This window comes from Herbaspirillum sp. RV1423 (genome assembly GCF_000577615.1).
Lineage (GTDB): Bacteria > Pseudomonadota > Gammaproteobacteria > Burkholderiales > Burkholderiaceae_D > Herbaspirillum.
This window is the reverse complement of the sequence record NZ_CBXX010000017.1, coordinates 76,489-101,008: the sequence shown is the minus strand read 5'-3', so window position 1 is coordinate 101,008 and position 24,520 is coordinate 76,489. Positions and strand designations below refer to the sequence as shown.

The 24,520-nt window shown below is 61.0% G+C and carries 22 protein-coding genes; 7 read left to right on the top strand and 15 right to left on the bottom strand.

Annotation, left to right across the window (positions count from 1 at the left end; genetic code table 11):
* Positions 1 to 124 precede the first annotated feature (124 nt).
* Both RV1423_RS16605 and ilvD read right to left on the bottom strand, forming a co-directional pair.
* Positions 125 to 445, bottom strand: coding sequence for a c-type cytochrome (locus RV1423_RS16605; protein WP_034298684.1), 321 nt, complete (start codon positions 443 to 445; stop codon positions 125 to 127).
* Positions 446 to 644: 199 nt separating this feature from the next.
* Complete coding sequence (gene ilvD, locus RV1423_RS16600; protein WP_034298682.1) at positions 645 to 2,315, bottom strand: dihydroxy-acid dehydratase; 1,671 nt, start codon at positions 2,313 to 2,315, stop codon at positions 645 to 647.
* 178 nt (positions 2,316 to 2,493) lie between these two features.
* Between ilvD and RV1423_RS16595 the strand changes: the two genes are divergently transcribed.
* Positions 2,494 to 3,402, top strand: a complete 909-nt coding sequence (locus RV1423_RS16595; protein ID WP_034298680.1) for a LysR substrate-binding domain-containing protein — start codon at positions 2,494 to 2,496, stop codon at positions 3,400 to 3,402.
* Positions 3,403 to 3,455: 53 nt separating this feature from the next.
* A complete protein-coding gene (gene lgt, locus RV1423_RS16590) occupies positions 3,456 to 4,268 on the top strand; it encodes a prolipoprotein diacylglyceryl transferase (RefSeq protein ID WP_034298678.1) in 813 nt (270 codons plus the stop codon).
* A 138-nt stretch (positions 4,269 to 4,406) separates the two neighbouring features.
* Here lgt and RV1423_RS16585 read toward each other — a convergent pair whose 3' ends face one another.
* Both RV1423_RS16585 and edd read right to left on the bottom strand, forming a co-directional pair.
* Positions 4,407 to 5,033, bottom strand: a complete 627-nt coding sequence (locus RV1423_RS16585; RefSeq protein WP_034298675.1) for a bifunctional 4-hydroxy-2-oxoglutarate aldolase/2-dehydro-3-deoxy-phosphogluconate aldolase — start codon at positions 5,031 to 5,033, stop codon at positions 4,407 to 4,409.
* On the bottom strand, positions 5,030 to 6,880 hold the full coding sequence (gene edd / locus RV1423_RS16580; RefSeq protein WP_034298673.1) for a phosphogluconate dehydratase: 1,851 nt from the start codon (positions 6,878 to 6,880) through the stop codon (positions 5,030 to 5,032). The genes RV1423_RS16585 and edd overlap by 4 nt, the downstream gene beginning before the upstream one ends.
* Before the next feature lie 262 nt (positions 6,881 to 7,142).
* On the opposite strand from edd, the gene pgi reads away from it, so the two are divergent.
* The 5 genes from pgi (at position 7,143) to tal (ending at position 13,523) form a co-directional block, all read left to right on the top strand.
* On the top strand, positions 7,143 to 8,801 hold the full coding sequence (pgi, locus tag RV1423_RS16575; protein WP_034298670.1) for a glucose-6-phosphate isomerase: 1,659 nt from the start codon (positions 7,143 to 7,145) through the stop codon (positions 8,799 to 8,801).
* Positions 8,802 to 8,841: 40 nt separating this feature from the next.
* Entirely contained in the window at positions 8,842 to 10,311 is a 1,470-nt protein-coding gene (gene zwf / locus RV1423_RS16570; RefSeq protein ID WP_034298666.1) for a glucose-6-phosphate dehydrogenase, read from the top strand.
* Positions 10,312 to 10,385: 74 nt separating this feature from the next.
* Positions 10,386 to 11,240, top strand: coding sequence for an SIS domain-containing protein (locus RV1423_RS16565; RefSeq protein ID WP_034298746.1), 855 nt, complete (start codon positions 10,386 to 10,388; stop codon positions 11,238 to 11,240).
* A 62-nt stretch (positions 11,241 to 11,302) separates the two neighbouring features.
* Positions 11,303 to 12,532, top strand: a complete 1,230-nt coding sequence (locus RV1423_RS16560; protein ID WP_034298664.1) for an AGE family epimerase/isomerase — start codon at positions 11,303 to 11,305, stop codon at positions 12,530 to 12,532.
* A gap of 55 nt (positions 12,533 to 12,587) precedes the next feature.
* Positions 12,588 to 13,523: a transaldolase gene (tal, locus tag RV1423_RS16555; RefSeq protein ID WP_034298662.1), complete on the top strand. Its 936-nt coding sequence runs from the start codon at positions 12,588 to 12,590 to the stop codon at positions 13,521 to 13,523.
* An 86-nt stretch (positions 13,524 to 13,609) separates the two neighbouring features.
* Here tal and RV1423_RS16550 read toward each other — a convergent pair whose 3' ends face one another.
* The 11 genes from RV1423_RS16550 to RV1423_RS16500 all read right to left on the bottom strand — a co-directional run bounded on the left by RV1423_RS16550 (position 13,610) and on the right by RV1423_RS16500 (position 24,295).
* Positions 13,610 to 14,461 carry an ABC transporter permease gene (locus RV1423_RS16550; RefSeq protein ID WP_034298659.1) on the bottom strand — a complete coding sequence of 284 codons (852 nt, stop codon included), beginning with the start codon at positions 14,459 to 14,461 and terminating at the stop codon, positions 13,610 to 13,612.
* A gap of 23 nt (positions 14,462 to 14,484) precedes the next feature.
* Positions 14,485 to 15,294, bottom strand: coding sequence for an ABC transporter ATP-binding protein (locus RV1423_RS16545; RefSeq protein WP_034298657.1), 810 nt, complete (start codon positions 15,292 to 15,294; stop codon positions 14,485 to 14,487).
* A 157-nt stretch (positions 15,295 to 15,451) separates the two neighbouring features.
* On the bottom strand, positions 15,452 to 16,489 hold the full coding sequence (locus RV1423_RS16540; protein ID WP_034298655.1) for an ABC transporter substrate-binding protein: 1,038 nt from the start codon (positions 16,487 to 16,489) through the stop codon (positions 15,452 to 15,454).
* A gap of 59 nt (positions 16,490 to 16,548) precedes the next feature.
* On the bottom strand, positions 16,549 to 17,793 hold the full coding sequence (locus RV1423_RS16535) for a CaiB/BaiF CoA-transferase family protein (protein WP_034298743.1): 1,245 nt from the start codon (positions 17,791 to 17,793) through the stop codon (positions 16,549 to 16,551).
* Between the two features lie 46 nt (positions 17,794 to 17,839).
* Positions 17,840 to 18,346 (bottom strand): hypothetical protein, encoded by a 507-nt coding sequence (locus RV1423_RS16530; protein WP_155835133.1) that lies wholly within the window; start codon positions 18,344 to 18,346, stop codon positions 17,840 to 17,842.
* A gap of 37 nt (positions 18,347 to 18,383) precedes the next feature.
* On the bottom strand, positions 18,384 to 18,980 hold the full coding sequence (gene recR, locus RV1423_RS16525) for a recombination mediator RecR (protein WP_034298652.1): 597 nt from the start codon (positions 18,978 to 18,980) through the stop codon (positions 18,384 to 18,386).
* On the bottom strand, positions 18,977 to 19,279 hold the full coding sequence (locus RV1423_RS16520; RefSeq protein ID WP_034298650.1) for a YciI family protein: 303 nt from the start codon (positions 19,277 to 19,279) through the stop codon (positions 18,977 to 18,979). Before RV1423_RS16520 ends, recR begins: the two co-directional genes overlap by 4 nt.
* 67 nt (positions 19,280 to 19,346) lie before the next feature.
* Positions 19,347 to 19,673 (bottom strand): YbaB/EbfC family nucleoid-associated protein, encoded by a 327-nt coding sequence (locus tag RV1423_RS16515; protein ID WP_034298648.1) that lies wholly within the window; start codon positions 19,671 to 19,673, stop codon positions 19,347 to 19,349.
* An 85-nt stretch (positions 19,674 to 19,758) separates the two neighbouring features.
* A complete protein-coding gene (locus tag RV1423_RS16510; protein ID WP_034298645.1) occupies positions 19,759 to 21,753 on the bottom strand; it encodes a DNA polymerase III subunit gamma/tau in 1,995 nt (664 codons plus the stop codon).
* 117 nt (positions 21,754 to 21,870) lie between these two features.
* Positions 21,871 to 23,262 carry a mannose-1-phosphate guanylyltransferase/mannose-6-phosphate isomerase gene (locus RV1423_RS16505; RefSeq protein WP_034298642.1) on the bottom strand — a complete coding sequence of 464 codons (1,392 nt, stop codon included), beginning with the start codon at positions 23,260 to 23,262 and terminating at the stop codon, positions 21,871 to 21,873.
* Between the two features lie 64 nt (positions 23,263 to 23,326).
* On the bottom strand, positions 23,327 to 24,295 hold the full coding sequence (locus RV1423_RS16500) for a diguanylate cyclase (protein ID WP_034298640.1): 969 nt from the start codon (positions 24,293 to 24,295) through the stop codon (positions 23,327 to 23,329).
* Positions 24,296 to 24,520: the final 225 nt, after the last annotated feature.

Sequence of the window (24,520 nt, the reverse complement as noted above, 5' to 3'; positions counted from 1 at the left end):
AGAACGCGCCTGATGCAAGTCAGGCGCGTTTTTTATTGCCTGTCGTCGGCGCCGTCGGGTGCCGGCGACGGGCAATAAAAAAGCGCTCCGAAGAGCGCTTTCCTGAACTGCACCGGCATTCGCATCACTTCTGGCTCAACACCCACTTCACCAGCGTGCGCGCTTCGGCTTCCGTTACTTGCGGATTGGCCGGCATCGGAATGGCGCCCCACACGCCGGAACCGCCCTTCAATACTTTTTGGGTCAGCTTGTCTTCGGCGTCTTTCTGCCCCTTGTATTTCGCCGCCACATCCTTGTATGCAGGACCGACGATCTTGGTCTGAACCGAGTGGCAGGCCAGGCAATTCTTGGCCTTGGCCAGATCCGCAGGCGTCGCCTGGGCAAACGCCTGAGTGGAGATACCTGACGCCAGTACAACTGATGCGATGAATAAAAACGATTTCATTATTACCCTCCAGGAAGTTCCGCATATTCTACAACTCTTTGCAATATCCGCTCTATGCGCCAGCGCATATAAACATCATGTTTTTCGGCTTGCATGCCACAGATAAAAACGAGATGCATTTCCCCTATGGAAAGACCATGAAAAAAGCCGGATCGCTCCGGCTTTCCCGACTGTTTTGCGCTGATTCCGGATCAGACAATCAACCGGTCACAGCGCCCTTGCTTGCCGTCGACGCGAGCGCTGCATATTTCGACAGGACGCCGCGGGTGTAGCGCGGCGCAGGCTGCTTCCACTCGGCGCGGCGACGAGCGATTTCGTCCTCGGGCACATTGAGCTGGATCAGTTGCCGATGGGCGTCGATGGTGACCGAATCGCCTTCATGGACCAGACCGATGGTGCCGCCGACAAACGCCTCCGGCGCCACATGGCCGACCACCATGCCCCAGGTGCCGCCCGAGAAGCGGCCGTCGGTGATGAGGCCGACCGATTCTCCCAGGCCCTTGCCGATCAGCGCGGAAGTCGGCGCCAGCATTTCCGGCATGCCCGGGCCGCCCTTCGGTCCCAGGTAGCGCATTACGAGGACGTCGCCCGGCTTGATCTTGTCGGCCAGGATGGCGTCCATGGCGCTGTATTCGTCGTCGAACACGCGGGCCGGGCCGGTGATGACCGGATTCTTGAGGCCGGTGATCTTGGCGACGCAGCCTTCCGGCGCCAGGTTGCCTTTCAGGATCGCCAGATGGCCTTGTTTGTACAGGGCCTTGTCGATGCTGTGGATGACGTCCTGGTCGGCGCGCAGGTCGGGGACGTTTTCCAGCTCTTCGGCGAGGGTGCGGCCGGTGATGGTGATGCAGTCGCCATGCAGCAGGCCGGCCTTCAACAATACCTTGAGCACGGCAGGGATGCCGCCGGCTTTGTGCAGGTCTGTCGCGACGTATTTGCCGGACGGTTTCAGGTCGCAGATGACCGGCACCTTCTGACGCACGCGCTCGAAGTCGTCGATGGTCCATTCGACTTCAGCGGCGTGGGCAATCGCCAGGTAGTGCAGCACGGCATTGGTGGAGCCGCCGGTGGCCATGATCAGGCTCACGGCGTTTTCGATCGACTTGCGGTTGATGATGTCGCGCGGCTTGAGGTCTTTCTTCACGGCTTCGACCAGCACGCGGGCGGACTCGGCTGCAGAGCCGGTCTTTTCGTCGTCGGGGTTGGCCATGGTCGAGGAATAGAACAATGCCATGCCCATCGCTTCGAACGATGAGGACATGGTGTTGGCAGTGTACATGCCGCCGCAGGAACCGGACGACGGACAGGCATTGCGCTCGATGCCGTCGAAATCTTCCTGCGACATGCGGCCGGCGGAGAATTCGCCGACGGCTTCGAATGCCGACACGATGGTCAGGTCCTTGCCTTTCCAGTTGCCGGGCTTGATGGTGCCGCCGTAGACGTAGATGCCCGGCACGTTGGTGCGTGCCAGCGCGATCATGCCGCCCGGCATGTTCTTGTCGCAACCGCCGACCACCACCACGCCATCCATCCATTGGCCGTTGACTGCGGTCTCGATGCAATCGGCGATGACTTCGCGCGAGATCAGCGAATACTTCATGCCTTCGGTACCCATCGACATGCCGTCGGAAATGGTCGGCGTACCGAACACTTGCGGATTGGCGCCGGCCTGCTTGATGGCGGCGACGGCGACATCGGCCAGTTTCTGCAGGCCGGAGTTACAGGGAGTGATGGTGGAATGGCCGTTGGCGATGCCGATCATCGGCTTGTCGAAGTCTTCCTTTTCGTAACCCAATGCGTAATACATCGAGCGGTTCGGGCTACGCGAAATACCTTGCGTAATGTTTTTTGAGCGGCGGTTGAATGACATGCGTGTCTCCTGGTTGATCAGATCGGAACCCTTGGTTCAGGCCAGGAGCGACGCTGGCGTGAACCCGCCCGGACAGGCGGGAACGGGTTCTGGCTGGGCGCTAGATTGCCTTGCGCGATGCCTTGTGTCAAATATATGATTCACTACCTACTAATATGAATTGCATATTACAGACTTCATGAATACAGAGTCCCGCCTGGAGTTGCGCCAACTGCGCTATTTCGTCGCTGTTGCCGAAGAAAAACATTTCGGCCGCGCCGCAGTCCGGCTGCACATGACGCAGCCACCGCTGTCGCAAACCATCCAGGCGCTGGAAGAAATGCTCGGCACGCCGCTGTTCGCGCGCACCAAGCGCAGCGTGGCGCTGACGCCGGCGGGCCAGGCGTTGTTGCCGGAAGCGCAACGCATCCTGCAGCAGGCGAGCGCCCTGCCCGACCTGGCGCGGCGTGCCGCCACCGGCGCGTCCGGCCTGCTTTCACTATCGTTCATTTCGACCGCGGATTACAGTATTTTGCCGCCGCTGCTGCAACAATTCCGGGCGCGCTATCCGCAAGTGCGGATCGACCTGCGCGAGGCCACCACCGACGTGCAACTGGAAGACCTGATGCAGGGCAAGATCGACGCCGGCCTGCTGCTGCCGCCGTTGCCCGACAAATCCCTGGCGGTGCTCGACTACCATCCGGTGCTGTCGGAACCGCTGGTGGCGGCGATCCCCGCCGGCATCGTGCGCGGTAAAAACGCCATTGCACTCAAGACCGTGCGCGAACTGCCGCTGATCATTTTCCCGCGCCGCATTTCACCGGCCTTCCACGACACCATCCTGAGCTGCTTCCGCGACGCCGGCGTGACGCCGCACATTGGTCAGGAAGCCATCCAGATGCAAACCATCGTCGGCCTGGTGTCGGCTGGCATGGGTATGGCACTTGTGCCACAATCCGTGTCTAATCTGCAGCGCCCCGGCGTCGATTACCGTCCGCTGACCGGCAAGGTGCCGCTGATCGAAACCGGACTGGCATGGCGGCGCGACAGCGCGTCGCCGGTGCTGCGTGCGTTTCTCGACATGGTGGCGGCGCCGCCGGCGGCGTGAACCGACACAGCGCTGCACCCGATTACCAACATCCGTTCTGAAAGAGTTGATTCATGCTGATACATCCGATGCCCAATCCGATCGCCTTTTCCATCGGCCCGCTGCAGGTGCACTGGTACGGCCTGATGTATCTGCTGGCGTTTGCGCAGTTCATCGCACTGGGCCGCCTGCGTATCAGGCAGCCGCATATCGCCGCCGCCGGCTGGAAGAAGGAGGATCTCGACGATATGCTGTTCTACGGCGTGCTGGGCGTGGTGATCGGCGGGCGCCTCGGCGAAGTGCTGTTCTACAACCCGAGCTATTACTTCGCCAATCCGGCCGACATCATCGCGGTGTGGAAAGGCGGCATGTCCTTCCACGGCGGCTTCCTCGGCGTGCTGATCGCGATGTACCTGTGGGGCCGCAAGCGCGGTCGCCATCTGATGGACATCATGGACTTCATCGCACCGATGGTGCCGCTCGGTTACGCCGCCGGCCGCCTCGGCAATTTCATCAATGCCGAACTGCCGGGCCGGCTTGCCGATCCGTCGCTGCCGTGGGCGATGATCTGGCCCAATGTCGACAACCTGCCGCGCCATCCGTCGCCAATCTACCAGATGCTGGTTGATGGCATATTGCTGTTCATCATTCTGTGGTTCTTCGCCCGCAAGCCCCGCCCACGCATGGCGGTGGCCGGCCTGTTCTCGCTGCTGTATGGTTGCGCGCGCTTTTTTACCGAGTATTTCCGCACGCCGGATTACAACGTGACATTCGGCGGGATAACGATTTCGGCGGGACAGATGTTGTCGGTGCCGATGATTGTGCTAGGCGTCGTGCTGCTGATCGTGGCTTACCGGAAGAAGAGTGCAGTCGTTTCGCCGGTCTGACGAATTGGCTGTAGATGCAGCCGTGAAGGAAAGCAAATTCCTGCTGCGGAAACGACAATGCCCTTGCTGCAATTAGCAAGGGCATTGTGCATTTTCAGAGGTACTGCCTCGGCGGCACCCGGGTCACGCTGAAAAGGACTAAGGACGCAAGGCGCTGGCAGCCTTGGCCAATGCAGTAATTTTGTTCCAGTCGCCGATCTCGATGGCGTTCTTCGGCGTGAGCCACGAACCGCCAACGCAGGCAACGTTCTTGCATGCCAGGAATTGCGAGGCGGTCTCTTGCGAGATGCCGCCGGTCGGGCAGAAAGTCACATCGGCGAGCGGACCGGCAATCGCGTTCAACATGCCGACGCCGCCCGCCGGCACTGCCGGGAACAACTTCAACTGACGGAAACCGGCTTCGCGCGCCGCCATCACTTCCGACGGCGTCATTACGCCCGGCAGCAAAGGCAGGCCGCTGGATTTGGCGGCGGCGATCAGCGCCGACGTCAATCCCGGCGACACGCCGAACACGGCGCCTGCATCGCGCGAGGCGACGAATTCTTCCGGACTGGTCAACGTGCCGACGCCGACGATGGCGTCAGGCACCTGCTCCGCAATCGCACGGATCGCCGGCAGGCCATGCTCGGTGCGCAACGTCACTTCGAGCACGCGGATGCCGCCGGCAACCAGCGCCTTGGCCAGCGGCACGGCGTGTTCCAGCTTGTCGATGGCGATCACGGGGATGACCGCCGAAGTACGCATGATTTCCAGGATGCTTTTCATACTGTCGCTTTCTCATTTTCTAGGATTGGTGGCAGCCCGAAACTGGTGCCGCCCTCTTCCGCCGCGCTGACCGACGCACGGAACACGCTGAACAATTCGCGGCCCATGCCGGTCTGGTTGCCCGACAGGTCTGCCGTTTCCGTAGTGCGCGAGGCCCATTCGGACGCTGGTACCAGGGCTTCCAGGATGCCGGCTTCGGCGTCCAGACGAATCATATCGCCTGTGCGCACAAAACCCAAAGGACCGCCTGCCAGCACTTCCGGCGTGACGTGGATCGCCGCCGGCACCTTGCCCGATGCGCCCGACATGCGGCCATCGGTCACCAGTGCCACATGGCGCCCCTTGTCCTGCAGGATGCCCAGCGCCGGCGTCAACGCATGCAGTTCCGGCATGCCGTTGGCGCGCGGTCCCTGGAACGTCAGCACGGCGATGAAATCCTTGTCGAGTTCGCCTGCCTTGAAGGCTTTCATGAAGGCTGCCTGCGAATGGAATACGATGGCCGGCGCCTGTACCGCGCGATGCTCCGGCTTGACTGCCGACACCTTGATGACCGAACGGCCCAGGTTGCCTTGCAGCAGCTTGAGGCCGCCGTCGGCGGAGAATGGATTGGTTGCGGGGCGCAGCACGGTCTCGTCGCCGCTGTCCTTCGGCGTTGCTTTCCAGGTGACCTTGCCGTCTTCCAGCAACGGCTCGGTGCAGTGCGCACGCAAACCCTGACCGAGAATGGTCATGACGTCGTCGTGCATCAACCCGGCGTCGAGCAGCTCGCGCAGTACAAACCCGGTACCGCCGGCGGCGTGGAAGTGATTGACGTCGGCGGTGCCGTTCGGATAGATGCGCGTGACTAGCGGCACGACGGATGACAGCTTGGAGAAGTCGTCCCAGTCGATCACCAGGCCGGCCGCCTTGGCGATGGCGACGAGGTGCAGCGTATGGTTGGTGGAGCCGCCGGTCGCCAGCAGGGCGACGATGGCGTTGACGATGGATTTTTCATCGACCAGGCGGCCGACCGGCGTGTATTGCGGGCCTTGCGCGGTGATTTTCAGCGCCTGTTTGGCGGCGGCGGCGGTCAGCGCGTCGCGCATCGGCGTATTCGGCGTGATGAAGGCGGCGCCCGGCAAGTGCAGGCCCATGGCTTCCATCAGCATCTGGTTGCTGTTGGCGGTGCCGTAGAAGGTGCAGGTGCCGGCGTCGTGATAGGACTTCGCCTCGGCCTCCAGCAGTTCGGCGCGGCCGATCTTGCCTTCCGCGTAAAGCTGGCGGATCTTGACCTTTTCGCTATTGGTCATGCCGCTGGTCATCGGACCGGCGGGAACAAACACCCCCGGGATGTGGCCGAAATGCAAAACGCCGATCAACAGGCCCGGCACGATCTTGTCGCACACGCCCAGGTACAGCGCCGCATCGAACATGTTGTGCGACAGCGCCACCGCGGTGCCCATGGCGATGGCGTCGCGTGAGAACAGCGACAGTTCCATGCCGGTCTGGCCTTGCGTGATGCCGTCGCACATGGCGGGAACGCCGCCGGCGAATTGCGCCACGCCGCCGTCTTCGCGGATGGCCTCGCGAATGATTTGCGGAAAGCGTTCAAAAGGTTGGTGCGCCGACAACATATCATTGTAGGAGGAGACGATGGCGACGGAAGATGCGCGGTCCTGCTTCAGTTTGAGCTTGTCGTTGGCGGGAAAGGCTGCAAAGCCATGCGCCAGGTTGGTACACGACAGCGCGCCGCGCTGCACTCCCTCGTGACGCGCGGCATCGAGGCGGGTAAGGTAAGCTGTTCGGTAAGGCCGACTACGTTCGGCGATGCGTCGCGTGACGCTGGCTAAGGTAGCGTTGAGAGACATGTTGGGTTCCTGATAGCGTTGACGAATGTAATTTTACTACAAAATATTAAATAAAACTCCCTCTTCCGATTTGTTTTATCTACATGACCGTCAAGCAAAAACCGAATTTTATTTCTCCCTCGGTCTATGACAGCACTATTACAAATGCAATTACCGACATGAAGCGACGATTAATATTGTAGTGAAATTACCATAAAAGTAGCAAATCATGTATAGTCAAGATTCTTCCGGACTCAGCCACCACCAGCCAAGATTGCAGAACATGCCGTACACAGCACTCACAGCGACCACAGCCTTCCAGGCACTTTTGTCTCACCATGCCGATGTCCGCGACCGGCACATGCGCGACCTGTTCGCCACGGACGCCAGTCGTTTCGACCACATGACGGTGAAAGCCGCCGGCATCCTGTTCGATTACTCCAAGAACCGTGTCGACAATACTACGCTCAAGTTGCTGTTCGAGCTGGCGCGCGAACGCGACGTGGAAGCACGGCGCACCGCCATGTTCAGCGGCGAGAAAATCAATTTCACCGAACACCGCGCCGTCCTGCATACCGCCCTGCGCGCACCGCGCGGCCAAAGCCTGCAAGTTGATGGACAGCACATCAATGAGGACGTTCATGCCGTTCTGGATCGTCTCCACGGCTTCGTCGAACGCGTGCGCGACGGCCGCTGGCTGGGACGTAGCGGCCGGCCGATCACCGACATCGTCAACATTGGCATCGGCGGCTCGCATCTGGGGCCGCAAATGGCCTGTACCGCATTGCGCACCTATGCGCATCCGCGGCTGAAGATGCACTTCGTTTCCAATGTCGACGGTCACGACCTGGATGACGTCCTGCAACAAGTTGATGCCGAGACAACACTGTTCATCGTTGCCTCCAAGACCTTCACCACGCAGGAAACCATGATGAACGCCAGGTCTGCGCGCGACTGGTTCCTGCAGCGCGCCGGCGAACAGGATTTGGCGAAACATTTCGTCGCGGTGTCGACCAACACCGAAGCCGTGCGCGCTTTCGGCATCGATACCGACAACATGTTCCCGTTCTGGGACTGGGTCGGCGGCCGCTATTCGATGTGGTCGTCGATCGGACTGTCGATTGCGCTGGCGATCGGTTTCAGGCATTTCAGCGACTTGCTGGCCGGCGCCCATGCGATGGACAAGCATTTCTGCGAAGCGCCGCTGGAACGGAACATGCCGGTGATCCAGGCGCTGATCGGCATCTGGAACCGCAACTGTTTCAACAGCGAATCGCTGTCGATCGCGCCTTACCATCATGACCTGCGCCACTTTCCGGCTTACCTGCAACAACTCGAGATGGAAAGCAACGGCAAACGCATCACGCGCGACGGCACCGAGGTCGGCGTGGCGACCTGCCCGTTCATCTGGGGCGACGTCGGCACCAACGGCCAGCACGCGTTCTTCCAACTGCTGCACCAGGGCACCGACATCACGCCGATCGATTTCATCGCTGTGCTCGAACCGACGCACGATCTGCCCGGCCATCATGCCGTGTTGCTGGCGAACTGCTTCGCGCAGTCGGAAGCCTTCATGCGCGGCAAACAGGCCGAGGAAGTGCGCGACGACCTCAGGAAACAAGGCGTCGACGAAGACGAAATCGATTTCCTGCTGCCGCACAAGACCTTCAACGGCAATCGTCCGAGCAACACGCTGCTGCTCGATGCCCTGACGCCCGCCACGCTCGGCGCGTTGATCGCGCTGTATGAACACAAGACCTTCGTGCAAGGCACGATCTGGGGCGTCAACAGCTTCGACCAATGGGGCGTGGAGCTGGGCAAGGTGCTGGCCAAGACCATCCAGTCGGAGCTGTCCGGCGAGGCGGTGCCGGCGCGCCATGACTGCTCGACCAATGCCTTGATCGCGCTGGCGAAACAAGCGCTGTCCAAGACCAAGAACTGACCGACACTCCTGAACGATCGACCGAGACAAGAAGACTGCTATGGCTATTTCCGATTTTGACCTGGTTTTATTCGGCGGCACCGGCGACCTGGCGATGCGCAAGCTGCTGCCGGCCCTGTATGCCCGCGATCGCGCCCGCGACCTGCTGCCGACCGCGCGCATCATCTGCATCGGCCGCGATCAAAAGAGCAATGAAGACTTCCTGCAGATCGTCGAACAGAATTCCAAGCCGCACGTCAGCAGCGCGACCATGGATGTCGGCGTCTGGCAGCGCTTTTGCGGTCGCATCCAGTATGTGTCGCTAAACGCCAAGGAGCCCGCGACTTACCAGAACCTGGTGGCGGCCCTGCGCGACGATCCGGCGATCTCGCGCGTGTTTTACCTGGCGACGCCGCCGACGCTGTTCTCGATGATCTGCGACAACCTGTCGCAAGCCGGCCTGGCCACGCCGAATGCGCGCGTGGTGCTGGAAAAACCGCTCGGCCACGACCTCGCAAGCGCCAAGGACATCAACGCCCAGGTCGGGCGCTATTTCAGCGAATCGCAGATCTTCCGGATCGACCACTATCTCGGCAAAGAGGCGGTGCAAAACCTGCTGGCGCTGCGCTTCGGCAATGTCCTGTTCGAACCGCTGTGGCGCCGCGAATGGATTTCCGATGTGCAGATCACCATCGCCGAAGAACTCGGCGTCGGCGGCCGCTTCGACTACTACGACACTTCCGGCGCGCTGCGCGACATGCTGCAAAATCACCTGCTGCAATTGCTGTGCATCGTCGCGATGGAACCGCCGGTATCGAACTCGGCCGATTCCGTGCGCGATGAAAAACTGAAAGTGCTGCGTTCGCTCAAACGTTTCACGCCGAGCACGCTGGCGATGAACGTGGTGCGCGGCCAGTACCGCGCCGGCCACGTCAACGGCGTCGCCGTGCCGGGCTACCGCAAGGAAGAAGACGCCAATCCCGATTCGCGCACCGAGACCTTCGTCGCGGTCAAGGCCGAGATCGACACTTGGCGCTGGGCCGGCGTGCCGTTCTACCTGCGCACCGGCAAGCGCATGGCCGACCAGTTGGCGGAAATCGTGGTGCGCTTCAAGAGCGTGCCGCATTCGATCTTCGCGCAGAACAGCAGCAACACGCCGAACTGCCTGGTGATCCGCCTGCAACCCGACGAGGGCCTGCACATGAACCTGATGGCCAAGACGCCAGGCGACGGCATGCGCCTGAAGCCGGTCGAACTGGAACTGGATTTCCGCGAAAAATTCAAAACCCCGCGCATGGAAGCCTATGAACGGCTGCTGCTCGACGTGCTGCGCGGCCAGTTGACGCTGTTCATGCGCAGCGACGAACTGGAAGCGGCGTGGGAATGGGTGGAACCGATCCTGACCCACTGGGAGCAGGAAGAAAGCGATCCTATCCCCTACAGCGCAGGCACCTGGGGACCGGCGGCGGCAAGCGCGCTGATCGGCCGCGACGGCTTGCAATGGCGTGAAGAAGCCTTGCCGGAAGTTTAAATTTATATCTTGTCGCCGCTGGAGGTTATTGAGCGTCGGCATTCACATGAGAGGCCGAACAAACGTCCATGTCCATGCTACTCGACTCCATCCGCACGCACATCAACTCGCTCTCCAAGTCGGAGAAGAAGGTGGCGGCCGCGATCCTGGCCAATCCGCAACTGGCGCTGCAGGAAAACCTGACCGCGCTGGCCAAGAACGCCGAGGTGTCGGAGCCGACCGTGATCCGCTTTTGCCGCGCCATCGGTTACGAAGGCTGGCACGATTTCAAGCTGAAGCTGGCGCAAAGCCTGGCGCTGGCCTTGCCGGGGGCGAACGAATCGCTGGGGCAGGACGATCTGGCGGTCGATCTGGTCAACAAGATCTGCAGCCGCTCGATCAATACGTTGCTGGATCTGCGCAACCATCTCAACCCCGACGCCATCCAACTGGCGCTCGACGTGCTGGCGCGCGCCAGCAAGATCGAGTTCTACGGCCAAGGCACTTCCGGCATCGTCGCCAACGACGCCCAGCATAAGTTCTTCCGCTCCGGCGTGCCGACCGTGGCCTATTCCGACCCGCATATCCACAGCATTGCCGCTTCACTGCTCCAGCCCGGCGACGCCGTGGTGGCGATCTCGCAGCGCGGCGGCAATGCGGCGTTGCTGCGCAGCGTGCAACTGGCGCGCAAGGGCGGCGCCGACATCATCGTACTGGGACCGAGCGGCACGCCGCTGGCCGAGCTGGCGACCGTGCTGGTGCCGATCGACCTCAGCTTCAACATCGATCCCTACACGCCGATCTCGGCGCGCCTGGCGCATCTGGTGGTGATCGACATCCTCGCGGTCGGCTTGGCGTTGCGGCGCGGCCCGGAATTCCGCAAGAAGATGCAGAACGCCCAGAAGTCCCTGCAAAAATTCGACATGCAGTTCGATTCGTTCTTCCGCTAATTGTTAAGCTGAGTTTTAAACTGAGTTTCAAGCTGATCATTTTTTAACGCCGAGCTTTATCCATGAATTCGACAACGAGACAAACAACCTCTTTCCGCGATCCGGCTTTCCTGCATGAACGGCTGCAACGCGACATCGGCTTTTTCACGCAACATGCCTACGATCCCGCCGGCGGTTTTTTCCATTACCTCAACGACGACGGCAGCGTCTACGACAACAGCCGCCATCTGGTCAACAGCACGCGCATGGTGTTTTGCCATGCGCTGGCCTATCGCTTCAACGGCAAGGAAGAACATCGCGACGCCGTGCGCCACGGCCTGAAGTTCCTGCAAGAGCAGCATTGGCAACCGAGCTACGGCGGTTATGCCTGGGTGCTCGACAACGGCGTGCCGGTCGACCGCACCCAGCATTGCTACGGCCTGGCCTTTGTGTTGCTGGCCTATGCGCACGCCTACGGCATCGGCGTCGATGAAGCGCGTGCGCACATCGATGCGACCTTCAACCATATGGAAAAACTGTTCTGGTCCGAGCAGCACGGCCTCTATGCCGACGAGGCCACGCCGGAAGGCGTGGTGTCATCCTATCGTGGCCAGAACGCCAACATGCACAGTTGCGAAGCCCTGCTGGCCGCCTTCGAGGCCACCGGCGAGCCGCGCTACCTGCACCGCGCCGAACAGCTCGCACGCAACATCACGGTACGCCAGGCGGCGCTGGCCAACGGCTGGATCTGGGAACATTACAGCGCCGACTGGAAGATCGACTGGGAATACAACCGCCACGACAACACCAACATGTTCCGGCCCTGGGGCTACCAGCCGGGCCACATGACCGAATGGGCAAAATTGCTGCTGATCCTTGAGCGCCATGCGGAACATCTGCAGGACGACGCCGGCTGGCTCGCGCCGCGCGCCCGCGCATTGTTCGACGCGACGATTCCGGTGGCATGGGACGACGACCACGGCGGCCTCTACTACGGCATCGCGCCCGACCATAGCGTCTGCGACGGCGACAAATATTTCTGGGTGCAGGCCGAATCGCTGGCGACCGCGGCCCTGCTGGCGCAACGCACCGGCGAAGCTTTGTACTGGGAAGTCTACGACCAGCTCTGGCAATACAGCATGCAGCACCTGATCGACCGGGAACGCGGCGGCTGGTACCGCGTCCTGCAACGCGACAACACGCGCTACGGCCCCGAGAAACCGCCGCATGGCAAAACCGACTTCTACCATCCGCTCGGCGCGTATCTGGAATCCTTGAACGCCGTCGGCGCGCCGCTGCCGAAAAAACGGTAGTGCGAAAAAACTTACGTAGAATGTCGTTTGGTTCATTACATCGAGATTGATTGCCATGACACAGCTAGACCAACTCAAGCAATACACCACCATCGTGGCCGACACCGGCGACTTCCAGGCGATGAAGGCATTCGCACCGCAAGATGCGACCACCAATCCGTCGCTGATCCTGAAAGCGGTGCAAAAGGATGAATACAAGCCGCTGCTGGAAAAAATCGTGCGCGAGCACGCTGCGCTGAGCACCGACGGCATCATCGACCGCGTGCTGGTGGCGTTCGGCCTGGAAATCCTCAAGCTCATCCCCGGCCGCGTCTCGACCGAAACCGATGCGCGCCTGTCCTTCGACACCGAAGGCACCATCGCCAAGGGCCGTGCGCTGATCAAGCTGTATGAAGACGCCGGCATCGGGCGCGAGCGCATCCTGATCAAGATCGCCTCGACCTGGGAAGGCATTCGCGCCGCGCAAGTGCTGGAAAGGGAAGGCATCCATTGCAACCTGACATTGCTGTTCTCGCTGCCGCAAGCAATTGCCTGCGCCGAAGCCAAAGTACAGTTGATCTCGCCGTTCGTCGGCCGCATCTACGACTGGTACAAGAAATCGACCGGACAGGAATACGCCGGCGCCGACGATCCGGGCGTGCAATCGGTGCGCAGCATCTACACCTACTATCGCAAGTTCGGCTACGCCACCGAAGTCATGGGCGCGAGCTTTCGCAATACCTCGCAGATCGTCGAGCTGGCCGGCTGCGACCTGCTGACCATCAGCCCCGACCTGCTGCAAAAACTGGCCGAAAGCGATATGCCGGTGGAACGCAAACTGAGCAAGGAAGCCGCGCAATCGGCCGACCTGAAGAAAATCACGCTCGACGAAAAGACCTTCCGCCTGTCGCTCAACGACGACGCCATGGCGACTGAAAAGCTGTCCGAAGGCATCCGCCAGTTCTGCGCCGATGCCGTCAAGCTGGAAAAGATCGTCGACGCGCTGCGGTGAGCTTTATCCACCTGTGAAATCACAGGCTATGCATGAAAAAAGAGGCGAAATCATTCGCCTCTTTTTTATTGGAATCGTCTCTGCGATTACAGCTTCTCGGTCTCGCCCGATTTCGGCTGCCACTTCATGAGGCGTTTTTCGATTACGCCGACCGCCACATCCAGCACCAGCGCAAACGCCGTCAGCACCACAATCCCGGCGAACACGGTATTGATGTCGAAGCTGCCCTCCGCCTGCAGGATCAGGTAGCCGACGCCGCGCGCCGAGCCCAGGTATTCGCCGACCACGGCGCCGACGAAGGCCAGGCCGATGGAGGTATGCAGACTGGAAAACACCCATGATGTCGCCGACGGCAGGTAGACCGTGCGCAGCAACTGGCGCGCGTTGGCGCCGAGCATGCGCGCGTTGGCCAGCACCACCGGGCTGACTTCCTTGACGCCCTGATAAACGTTGAAGAACACGATGAAGAAGACCAGCGTCACCGCCAGCGCAACCTTGGACCAGATGCCCAGACCGAACCACATGGCGAAGATCGGCGCCAGGATCACACGCGGCATCGAATTGGCGGCCTTGACGTAAGGATCGAGGATGGCCGAAGCCACCGGCGACAGCGCCAGCCACAAACCGATACCCAGGCCCAGCACGGTGCCGATGCCGAATGCCAGCACGGTTTCGGTCAGCGTGATCAGCAAGTGCGAATAGATTTCCGCCGGGAAGTTCAGCGTGAAGAACGTGGTGTCGCCGAAGCCTACTTCCAGCGAGCCGCTGCCGACGGTGAACCATTGCCAGATGCGCACCGCGACTTTGAGCGGTTCGCCGAAGAAAAAGGCAGTCTGCTCGTTGCGCGTGGCGATGTGCCAGACCGCCAGCACGACGACCAGCACCAGCAATTGCCAGAAGCGCAGATTTTTATGACTTGGTTTGAGGAGTTTCCACATGATTTTTTCGTACCTTTTGCGCCCTAAGCCGCCGTCTTTTGTTGTTGATATCCCTTGAGCACTTCGTCGCGCAGGACCGACCAGATTTGCTGGTGCAGCTCGACGAAGCGGGGATGCGTGCGAATTTCGGCGACGTCGCGCGGACGCGGCAGGTCGATCGTGAACTCGCCGATGGGATGCGTGGCCGGACCGGCCGACAACACCACCACGCGGTCCGACATGGCGATGGCTTCGTCGAGGTCGTGGGTGATGAAGAGCACGGCTTTTTTCTTGGCGTTCCACAGATCGAGCACTTCGTTTTCCATCAATTGGCGCGTCTGGATATCGAGCGCCGAAAACGGTTCGTCCATCAGGATGATGTCCGGATCCATGATGAGCGTCTGCGCCAGCGCGACGCGCTTGCGCATGCCGCCGGACAACTGGTGCGGATAGCGGTCGCCGAAGCCTTTGAGGCCGACGCGCGCCAGCCATTGCTCGCCGAGTTCTTTCGCCTCGCGGTCATCGACGCCGCGGTATTGCAGTCCGGCGACGACGTTTTCCAGCGCGCTGCGCCACGGCATCAGCGCTTCGGCCTGGAACATGTAACCGGCGCGCTTGTTGATGCCGGCAAGCTCTTCGCCGAATACCTTGATGCTGCCCGAAGACGGTTGCAGCAAACCGGCGCCGACGTTGAGCAAGGTCGACTTGCCGCAGCCGGTCGGTCCGACCACGGAAACGAACTCCCCCGGCGCAATCGCCAGCGTGGTATTGGCGACGGCGGTGTAACGCTGGGTGCGGTCGTCCTTGGAAACAAAGGTGCAGGTAATGTCGTCGAGAAAAAGGGCTGGCGTCATATCGATAGAGCTCCGGCAAAGCGAAGTCCGTTGGCGTTGTTGAAATGCATCGTGAAGTCCGGATGAAACAAAAAATCCCGTGCCGCTAAATTGCAGGCGGGCACCCGAAGGCGCCCGCGAACTGCCTGCCGGGACCGATTCCCGGGCCGACATGGGCTTACTTGTACTTGAGGTTGGCCTTTTTGGCGAACTCGTTGGTATAGGTTCTGTCGAGATCGATCTTCTTGCTGGCCAGGTCAGGCTCGAAGGCCTGCAAGGTCTTCAGCGCGGTGGCCGGACCATTGGCCGGGAACAGGCCGTCCGGCGAAATCGCTTCGCGCACTTTCAGGAAGGCGGCGATATACAGCGCGCGGTCGCCCAGCAGGTAGCTTTCCGGTACGGCCTTGATGATGTCGGAAGGACCGGCCTTCTGGATCCACTTCAGTGCGCGCACCATGGCGTTGGTCAGCGCCTGGGTGGTGTTGGGATATTTCTTGACGAAGGCTTCCGACGCATACAGGGTCGCCGCCGGCATCGGTCCGCCGAAGACGTCGTTGGTGTCTTTCAGCGTACGGGTATCGGCGATGATCTTGATCTCGTTCTTCTGCTCCAGCATGGAAATGACCGGATCGAGGTTGGCGATCGCATCAATCTGGCCGGAACGGATGGCCGACAACGCGCCTACAGCCGCGCCGACGCCGATGAAGGAAACGTCGGTCGGCTTCAGGCCGGCCTTGGCCAGGACGAAACTGGCCATGATGCTGGTGGACGAGCCGGGAGCGGTGACGCCGATCTTCTTGCCCTTCAAGTCGGCGATGCTTTTGTAGTTCGGCATGGTCTTGTTGTTGGCGGCCAGCACGATTTGCGGCGCACGGCCTTGCAGCACGAAGGCGACGATAGGCTGGTTCTTGGCCTGCATGTTGATGGTGTGCTCGTAGGCGCCGGACACCACGTCCGCACTGCCGCCCACTAATGCTTGCAAGGCCTTGGCGCCGCCGGCGAAGTCGGAGATTTCGACTTGCAGGCCTTCATCCTTGAAGTAGCCGAGCTGTTCGGCAACCGTCAATGGCAGGTAATAAAACAGGTTCTTGCCGCCGACGGCGATGGAGACTTTCGGCTTTTCCAGCGCCTGTGCGAACAGGTTGCTGTTGAATGTCAGGTAGCCCGCGAGGAACAGCGCCAGCGCGATGGCGAATTGCTTCAGGTTGAACTTCATGTCGTCTCCTCCAATGAATTTTTTGCTATATCAATATCAGCGGCAGTTTTTCACTGCCTTCAAATAACCTTGTCTTGCCGCAACTGCGCAATTTGTGCGTCATCATACCCCAGCGAACGCAAGATTTCAGCGTTATGCTGGCCGAGCTCGGGACCGAGCCATTTGGTGCCGCCCGGGGTTTCCGACAATTTCGGCGTCACGGCCGGCAATTTGACCGGCGTGCCGTCGGCGAAAGCATGCTGCTCGAACATGTTGCGGGCGAGGAATTGCGGATCGGTCATCATGTCGCGCACCGAGTAGATTTTGCCGACCGGTACGTCGGCCGCTTGCAGGATGCCAAGCGCTTCGTCGATCGTCCTGGTGTCGCACCAGGCCTGGATCGCGCGATCGATGGTGTCCGTATGCGGCACACGGCCGTCGTTGCGCGCCAGTTGCGGATCGTTGGCCATGTCGTCGCGGCCGATGGCGATCATCAGGCGTTTGAAAATGGCGTCGCCGTTGCCGGCGATGACGATGTTCTTGCCGTCGCCGGTGGTGTATGTGTTGGAAGGCACGATGCCCGGCAAGGCGCCGCCGGTGCGTTCGCGCACGACGCCGGCGTGGTCGTATTCCGGCACCAGCGATTCCATCATGTTGAACACGGATTCATACAGGGCGACGTCGACCATCTGGCCCTGCCCCGCCACGCGCAATTCGCCGTCCTTGCCGTTCCAGCGGCCGCCGGTGACATCGCGATGGCGCAACGCCATCATCGCGCCGATGACGCCGTGCAGGGCCGCGATCGAGTCGCCGATGGAAATGCCGATACGCACCGGCGGCCGATCGGGATGGCCGGATACGTAGCGGATGCCGCCCATCGATTCGCCAATGGCGCCGAACCCCGGCAAGTCCCTGAGCGGACCGGTCTGGCCGTAGCCGGACAGACGCACCATGATGGTGGCGGGATTACGTTGTCTGAGGTCTTCGTAGCCAAGGTTCCACTTTTCCAGCACGCCGGGACGGTAGTTCTCGATGATGATGTCGGCGTCCAGCGCCAGCCGGCGCGCGATGTCCTGGGCGCGCGGGTCCTTCATGTTCAGCGTCAGGCTCTTCTTGTTGCGCGCCTGCACCGACCACCACAGCGAAGTGCCGTCCTTGAGCACGCGCCACTGGCGCAGCGGATCGCCTGCTTCGGGCGCTTCGACCTTGATGACGTCGGCGCCGAACTCGGCCAGCATGCGCGAGCAAAACGGGCCGGCGATCAATGTGCCGAGCTCGAGTACCTTGATGCCGGCCAGTGGGCCTGAATTTTCGTTTTTTATCATGGTGATGAATAGCAAGAATATCGAAGCGGGCAGTGCGAACGTCTTCCTACTTCGTTTTCGTCACTTCGTATTTGTCCATAAATAGATTGTTGCTGCCGCCTTGCGCCTCAAGCAGTTGGTTTTTGGCATTCAGGCGCCAGTGCCCGGGAAGCGTGTGCAACCGTAAAGTTGCCTGCTTGAGTGCGCCTTGTCTGACTGCCGCCAGGGTTGCGCAAAAATCTGCATTGCGCACGCCTTCCACCCCATACGGACCGCGCACCACGAAATAACTGCCGCCACCGGCCCTCATGAATGGCAAGGCGCGATGAGGAATATAAAATTGTGCGCCTTCGTCACTACATTTCAGCTTCGCCTTCACGCTTTTGCCGGACGACCAGGATAAGTTATCTTTCGTCGCGACAAAGTCGAAGGTGTAGCGATACCCGCCATATTTTGCCGCCGATTCGATGACGGCCGCATCTCCGAAGTGGATGAACCGGTCGGCGCCATGCGCCGGCATGGATAAGGCGAGGGATAACGCTAGCGCAGACAATGGATAAACATTGGATTGCATATGGATATGACTCACTTCAAGGTTATCCCTCCCTGAATCAAGTTGTCCTGCGGTCCAGCATCGCACGGGCGATCGTTCCCGCATCCACGTATTCCAGTTCGCCGCCGACCGGCACGCCGCGCGCCAGACGGCTGACCTTGAGGCCGCGGGCCTTGAGCGTCTCGCTGATGTAGTGCGCGGTGGCCTCGCCTTCATTGGTGAAATTGGTGGCGAGCACCACTTCGGCAACAACGCCGTCGGTGGCGCGCGTGATCAGCTTTTCCAGATGGATGTCTTTGGGGCCGATTCCGTCCAGCGGCGACAGGCGCCCCATCAGTACGAAGTACAAACCCTTGAACGTCAGCGTCTGCTCGATCATCAGTTGATCGCTCGGCGTCTCGACCACGCATAGAATCGTCGTGTCGCGCTCGCCGTCCTGGCAGGTGTCGCAAATGACCTGTTCCGTGAATGTATTGCAGAGCGCGCAATGGCGAATGGTCTCGGCAGCCTGAGCCAATGCGCGGCTCAGTTGCAAGGCGCCGTCGCGGTCGTGCTGCAGCAGGTGATAGGCCATGCGCTGCGCCGATTTGGGACCGATGCCTGGAAGCGTGCGCAGGGATTCCGTGAGCAGGGTAAGACTGGAGGGGGTTTTCAATTTCTGTCTGAGGTATGCCGGAAAACGGAAAGCGCTTCGGCCGTCATGGATGGAACAAACTCGGTGATTTCATACTCCGCGACGCCGCCGATGTAGAAGGGATCCGTCTCGATGATCGCTTCGACTTCGGCGCGATCGGCGGCATCGGCGATGATGATGCCGCCGCTGCGCGGCACCTTGCGCCCCGACATCAGGAACACGCCTTCGGCATATTGTTCGTTCAGGAATTGCTTATGCGCGGTCAGCAAGGCGTCGATTTCGCCCGCAGACTTGGTATAGGTAATCGAGATGACGAACATGATGCCTCCTTCAGAAAGCAGCACTACATTATCGCAATACTGGTCCAGTGCATCGGACCGGCATCGTTCAGAACGGCAGTTTGAAGCCTGGCGGCAGCGGCATGCCGGCGGTCATGCCGGACATTTTTTCTTGCGACGTCGCTTCGGCCTTGCGCACTGCATCGTTGAAGGCGGCAGCGACGAGGTCTTCCAGCATGTCCTTGTCGTCCGCCAGCAGCGACGGATCGATGGAGACGCGCTTGACGTCATTCTTGCAGGTCATCACGACTTTGACCAGTCCTGCACCGGACTGTCCTTCGACTTCAATCAATGCAAGCTGCTCCTGCATCTTCTTCATGTTGTCCTGCATCGCTTGAGCCTGCTTCATCAAGCCTGCCAGTTGGCCTTTCATCATGGTCCTACTCCTTGATAACTAAATTGATTTATCTTGCATCAGCCGTGGCGGAAATGGCACATTGCCGCGAATGCCGACGGACACATCACAACGGCCGGATCGAGCCCGGCACGATAGAAGCGCCGAATTCGCGCATCATGACTTGCACAAAAGGGTCGTTTCGCATCGTCAGCTCGGCGTCACGCTGCCGTTCGGCACGGTCCGCTTCGGCCTTGGCGTTGGCGGTAAGGGCGACGGCGCCGATCTCGGTTTCCACCCGGATGCTTTTGTTGAAACGTTCGCTCAGGACGGCGGTCAGTTTCTCGACGTTGCCGGCGGCGCGCAAGGTTTCAACCGGGATACGCAAATAGAAACACACCGTATTGCCGCTATTTTCGCACCGAATCAGTTCGCTCTGCTGCGCCATCTGCTGCACCATGCCGCGCAACGGCAGATCGGCGGCAAGCTGCGGCCAGTTGCCGTCCCAGCCGAGGCTGGCGATGACCTGGGCGGTCTGGGCCGCCATGGCGGGCGTCACAGCGCTGGCGGGCGCAGGGGCGACGACGATGGCATCGTCTCGCGCAGTTGCCGAATTGCTTACGGCGTCGCCGGTCGGCTGCTGTTCAGTTTTTTTTTGAGCGGCGGCGTTTGCCGGCTCTTCATCCCAAGGCGGCGGCGCTTCATCGGCCATCGCTGCCGGCGCGGCAGCCTGAATCTGAGCCGCGGCAGGCGGAACCTGTGTCGGCGCAGGCGCAACCGCCGGTCGCGGCGCGCTCTTGCCCGAAGCAGCGCGAGCAGCCTCAAGCGCAGCGGCGCGGGCCGAATTGGCCGGCCCGGCCGAAGGCGGCGGCGCCGGACGCGGAACCGGCGTGCTGGCGGTGGCGACTTGCGGCGCGGCGCTCAAGGGCGCTGCAGCCGGATTGGGTCGGGCAGCAGCCGATACCGGGCGCGTCACGGGCGCGGATGGAGCACTGCCGGCACCGGAACTGGCGGCGCCGGCAGCCACCGGACGGAACGCCAACATGCGCAGCAAGGTCATGCTGAAACCGGCATATTCGTCGGGCGCCAAGCCGAGTTCGTTGCGGCCATGCACGGCGATCTGATAAAACAGTTGGGCTTCTTCCGCGTTGAACTGGGACGCCAGCCGGACGATGTCTTCGCGTTGCGGCAGGTCTTCGGCCAGCGCGGCCGGCACCGTCTGCGCCAATGCAATCTGGTGCAGCAGCGTCGCCAGATCCTGCAAGGCGGCGTTGTACGACAGGCTGCGCGTGGCCATTTCGTCGGCGACTGCCAGCAGGGCGGCGCCATCTTGCGCCGCCAGCGCGTCCAGTACGCGGATCAGGTAAGACTGGTCGAGCGCGCCGAGCATGCCCTGCACCGCTTCCAGCGTCACCTTACCGGCGGCATAGGCGATCGCCTGGTCGGTCAGCGACAGCGCGTCGCGCATTGAGCCGTGCGCGCCTTGCGCCAGCAGACGCAGCGCAGGCGCTTCGAATTCGATGTTTTCCTGGCCGAGGATATTGTCCAGGTGGCTGATGATGTGGCCCGGCGGCATCTGCTTGAGGTTGAACTGCAGGCAGCGCGACAGCACGGTCACGGGAATCTTTTGCGGATCGGTGGTCGCCAGAATGAACTTGACGTGTTCCGGCGGTTCTTCCAGCGTCTTCAGCATGGAGTTGAAGGCGTGGTTGGTCAGCATGTGGACTTCGTCGATCATGTAGACCTTGAAACGCGCATTGGACGGCGCGTAAACCGCCTGCTCCAGCAACTGCGCCATTTCATCGACGCCGCGGTTGGAAGCAGCGTCCATTTCGATGTAATCGACAAAGCGGCCCGCATCGATGGCCACGCAGGCTTCGCACACGCCGCAAGGCTGGGCGGTGATGCCGCCGTTGCCGTCGGCGCCCTGGCAGTTCAGCGACTTGGCGAGGATACGTGACAGCGTGGTCTTGCCGACGCCGCGCGTGCCGGTGAACAGGTAGGCATGGTGCAGCCTCTGCTGCTCCAGCGCATGCGTCAGCGCCCGCACGACGTGCTCCTGCCCGACCAGCGTATCGAAGCTGCGGGGGCGGTATTTGCGGGCGAGGACTTGGTAGGACATAAACGTTAAGGTACCGGCGTTGGTTCAGACGGGCATTTTATTCTATTTCGCGGCCGTCTTAACCGACTATCGGCGATTTGACCGGATTGGCCTCCCCGCCGTCGGATAACGCCGGTTTTATTTGCGGCCGTAAGTATCGTCGAAACGCACGATGTCGTCTTCGCCGAGATAGCTGCCGGATTGCACTTCTATCATTTCCAGCGGGAATTTGCCGGGGTTTTCCAGCCGGTGCTTCACACCCAATGGAATATAGGTCGACTGGTTCTCCGACAGCAGGAACACATCTTCGCCGCGCGTGATGCGCGCCGTGCCCTTGACGATGATCCAGTGCTCGGCGCGATGGTGATGCATTTGCAGGCTCAGCGACGCGCCGGGATTGACGACAATGCGCTTGACCTGGAAACGTTCTCCGGCATCGATGGAATCGTACCAGCCCCAGGGGCGGTGAATCTTGCGGTGCGTCAGCGCTTCGCAGCGCTGCTGCGCCTTGAGCCGGGAGACGATGTTCTTGACGTCCTGCATCTTGTCCTTGTCGGCGACCAGGACGGCATCCGGCGTTTCGACGATGACCATATTGTCGATGCCGACGCAGGCGACCAGGCGTCCTTGAGCAAACACCAGGTTGTCCGAGGCCTGCTCCAGCATGACGTCGCCGCGAGTGACGTTGCCGGCGCCGTCTTTTTCGGAGACCTGCCACAACGCGTCCCAGGCGCCGACGTCGGACCAGCCCGCGGCCAAGGGGATGATGCGGCCCTCGATGCCGAGGGCAGGCGCATCGGCCAGTTTTTCCATGACTGCATAGTCGATGGAGTCGGATGGACATGCCTCGAAAGCTGCACGGCAAGCCTGCGCCATCGCCGGCTGGAAATGATCGATCGCGCGCAGCCAGACGCTGGCGCGCATCATAAACAGGCCGCTGTTCCACAAGTACTCGCCGGAGTCCAGATAACGCTGGGCGGTAGCGGCATCGGGCTTTTCGACGAAGCGCGCAATCGCGTGCGCATCTTCAACTGCCTGGCCGCGCTGGATGTAGCCATAGCCGGTCTCGGGGCGATCGGCGACGATGCCGAAAGTCACCATGGCGCCGGCAGCGGCATGCGGTACCGCCTTCCGGATCGCTTCCTGGAATGCGCCAACATCGCGGATCACATGATCGGCCGGCATGACCAGCAGTACCGGATCATTGTTGTCCTGTGCTGCCAGCAAGGCGGCAAGCGTCAACGCGGGAGCGGTATTGCGACCCACCGGCTCAAGCACGATGTGCTTGCTGGCCTTGCCGACTGCGCGCAATTGTTCGGCGGTGATGAAACGGTACTCTTCATTACAGACGACGATCGGCGCCTCGATCAGGGCGTAGTCGCGGCTGCCCTGCACGCGCAGAGCCGTGGCCTGCAGCATGGTGTCGACGCCGACCAGGGGAAGCAATTGCTTGGGATGCTGTTCACGGGAGAATGGCCACAAACGTGTGCCGGAGCCACCCGAAAGAATTACTGGCTGCAAATGGGTCATCAAATCTATCACTTTGTTATCGGGAACCGGGACACGGCCCGGCCTTGTTTCACGCAAAAAAGAATCACGGCGCTTCGCGGCGACGCTTCTTCTGCCGGTACATCAGCGCATCGGCGCTGTTCATCAGATCCGCAATCGTATCATGTGCGGCGGGGTCGTATTCGATGGCGCCGACGCTGTAAAGCACATCGTAGCCGCGCTCATTGATTCGATTGTAATCGCGCACAGCCTGCTCGAGATGGGCCAACACCGTTTCTGTTTCCGAGGCGGCTGAGTTGGTCAGGAAGACCCCAAACTCGTCGCCGCCAAGACGTCCGATCACGTCCGATTCGCGAAAACTGGCCGCCAGGATGCTGCTGAAGCCGACCAGCGCGCGGTCGCCCTCCGCATGTCCGAAACGGTCATTGATCTGCTTGAACAGATCGAGGTCGAAGTACAGCAGCGAAGCCGGTTTGCCCAGACGCTTGCACATGGTCATGGCGTGCTGCGACAACGCCTCGAAACCGCGGCGATTGGACAACTTGGTGAGTTCGTCCATGGTGGCCAGATGTACGGCCGCCATCTCCTGCTCGACCATGCGCGCAAGGTCGCTGAGCAATGCCCGGTCTTCAGCATCGAAGCGGCGCGGAACACTGTCGATCAGGCAAAGCGTGCCGAGCTTGTATCCACGCGGGCCTCTGATGGGACAACCGGCATAAAAACGGATATGGGGATCGCCCAGCACCAGAGGATTGTCCTTGAAGCGCACATCCTCCAGCGCATCGGGTACGACCATGACTTCGTCGCGCAAAATGGCATGCCCGCAAAAAGATATATCGCGCGCCATCTCGCAAGTATCCATGCCGGTATGCGCCTTGGACCACTGGCGTTTGCTGTCGACCAGGCTGACCACTGCCACCGGCACCGAAAACAGGCGACGCGCCAGCCTTGTCAGCCGGTCGAAGCGCTCTTCCGGCAGCGTGTCCAGAATATGCAGCGCATGCAGCTCGCCGATGCGCAACTGCTCGTCAGCAGGAATATCCGCGATTTTCATAGGTCTCTGCGCCCAGTTGTTGGTTGACTCCGTCCATCCGCAGGTTCGTCTCGCAGCCTGAAGCCCCATCCTGCCGGGAAATAAGCTCCCTCCGCCTTCCCTAATGCCGTTCAGTGAAGCCTATTTACCCAGCCGTCGTCCCTGGCGCACGTTAGGACCCGGTGTCGTGAAACGTCCGATGCGACGCTGAGTCCTGACTTTCGTCAGGACGACAGTCAAGGTTTT